This window comes from Shewanella sp. 11B5, from assembly GCF_002836795.1.
Taxonomy (GTDB): Bacteria; Pseudomonadota; Gammaproteobacteria; order Enterobacterales; family Shewanellaceae; genus Shewanella; species Shewanella frigidimarina.
The window spans coordinates 1-1,992 of the sequence record NZ_PJAP01000698.1 but is presented as its reverse complement, the minus strand read 5'-3'; the positions used below and the strand labels follow the sequence as shown (position 1 = coordinate 1,992).

General features: G+C 41.5%; 3 protein-coding genes. 2 read left to right on the top strand and 1 reads right to left on the bottom strand.

Annotated features, from left to right (window positions below; all coding sequences use genetic code 11):
- The coding region (locus CXF78_RS15480; protein WP_102037290.1) for an HDOD domain-containing protein at positions 1-680 on the top strand (680 nt) is incomplete at its 5' end.
- Here CXF78_RS15480 and CXF78_RS15475 read toward each other — a convergent pair.
- Positions 663-1,565, bottom strand: coding sequence for a LysR family transcriptional regulator (locus tag CXF78_RS15475; RefSeq protein WP_011636304.1), 903 nt, complete (start codon positions 1,563-1,565; stop codon positions 663-665). The genes CXF78_RS15480 and CXF78_RS15475 overlap by 18 nt on opposite strands.
- A 153-nt stretch (positions 1,566-1,718) precedes the next feature.
- Between CXF78_RS15475 and CXF78_RS15470 the strand changes: the two genes are divergently transcribed.
- Positions 1,719-1,841 (top strand): hypothetical protein, encoded by a 123-nt coding sequence (locus CXF78_RS15470; RefSeq protein ID WP_102037289.1) that lies wholly within the window; start codon positions 1,719-1,721, stop codon positions 1,839-1,841.
- Positions 1,842-1,992: the final 151 nt, after the last annotated feature.

The following is a 1,992-nucleotide window of genomic DNA, read 5'->3' as shown; positions in this document are numbered from 1 at the left end:
AAGTCATTGGTCGTCGTGGCATATTAATTCCATTAAAAAAATCTCTGATTAACGAAGCTGATATTCGAGTCGTTATCGATATCATTTCAGCAGATCCTGCTTTGGCAGCCCATTTATTGTTACGCAGTAATACCGCGCAAACAGCAGGTGTCATATCAACAAAAAGCCGTAGTGTAAAAGATGCCTTAATCCGATTGGGCCAAGTGAACATTTATCGCTACGCGTTTTCGTTTTACCTTAAAGAAAGACTTGATGAACTTTCAGAGCCTTACAAAAAACTCGTTCAAGGTTATTGGGCATTAAATGAAATCATCGCGATGGATTGCATAGAACTGTTGCGCGAAGATAATGACATTGGTGTTGGTACTAAAATCGATGCGGATGAAATGCAAACGTTAGCGTTGTTTAGTGTGTTTGGGCAGGTGATTGCGTTAACGGCTTTTGCTTATTTAAATGCAGAGTTATCTCGGCCAGTATCGTTAAAAGTATTGAAGTCACTTATTGATAAACAACAGCAGCAGTTATCGCTTGAAGCATTTGCGTCACTAGGACTAGATGAAGATTTACGCGAAGAATTTTTGATTGCACATAATTTACGTCAAACACAAAACCCTGATTCTCCAGGACTTGTGCTTCGACGCGTGCTATCTAAACGAGGCTTATTAATCAACCCGTTGTAGATTTATGCCTTCACTCGCTACCAGTTCGAGCCACTTTTGGATTAAATTTGCATTAGTGGCGTCGCGACGATAAGCCCCAAATAATGGACGTTTCAGGCCTTCCGATCCTAATTTAACCGCAGTAAGGCTTAGCCCCTGACTCTCTCGAATAGACCAAGTTGGTAGGGTTGCTACGCCGTCATTACAGGCAACTCGTTGCAATAACATTGAGGTTAAATCACACTGTTTCTGCTCGCCAGGTTCAATACCAGCAGGCTCTAAAAAGTGTTTGTATATGTCTAAACGCGCTAAAGGCACGGGGTAACTAATTAAGGTTTGCTTTGCCAATTGTGCTGGCGTGACAAACGCTTGTGCCGCTAATTCGTTATCACTGGCAACAATTAATTTTACTTCAAAATCAAATAAATGCTGATAAGCGACGCTATGTCCTGGCACAGGGTCTGATGTTAGCACTATGTCTAAACTGCCTGTTTCCAATGCATTGAGTGAATCAAATAAATGACGACTCGAAATGTCAATTTGAGCTGCTGGTGCATGTTGTTTAAATTGCTCAATAACAGGCATTAACCAACGAAAACAACTGTGGCATTCAATGCCAAGCTTAAGTTGTTGGCTTTCACTCTCTAAACCGCGTTTAAGATCCGACTCGGTTGCAATCACTTTCGGTAAGATTTCTTCCGCTAAATTCAGCAGACGTGAACCTTCGTGAGTAAACGTCAATGGTTTGCTCTTACGCACAAAAATAGTTGAGTTTATCCGTGTTTCTAACTCTTTTATTTGATGAGAAAGCGCCGACTGGGTTACAAACCTTTTTTTAGCTGCACCCGCTAAACTGCCACTTTCCTTTAACGCCATCAAGGTGCGAAGGTGTCTAAGCTCTATCATTTTCTCTCCACATGAATCTTGCTCAACTAGCTGATGAAATCAATTCGATTGCTTGACAGCAGAGTAACACAATAAACTTCTAGACGTCCAGACGCCTATGCGGTTTTTCTGCATAAATAGCCATATTTTTTGATAAACGAAAAGTAAAGCAGTATGAAAATTTCGAGTTTAGGGTTTCCTCGCATAGGCCGTCAGCGTGAATTGAAGTTTATTTTAGAGCGTTATTGGCGCGGTGAAGCAACATTAACGGAGTTGAAAAACGTGCCTGTGAATTAAAACCACTCATTGACAGTGGCAAGCAGATGCAGGTGTTGAACTACTGTCATGCGGGCGTTACGCAGTCGCTAGCGAAAGATGAATCAATGCCGTGATTACAGCTTGAGCAAGTCACTCAAGACACTATTTCATGTCAGCTTAAATTGGGTAT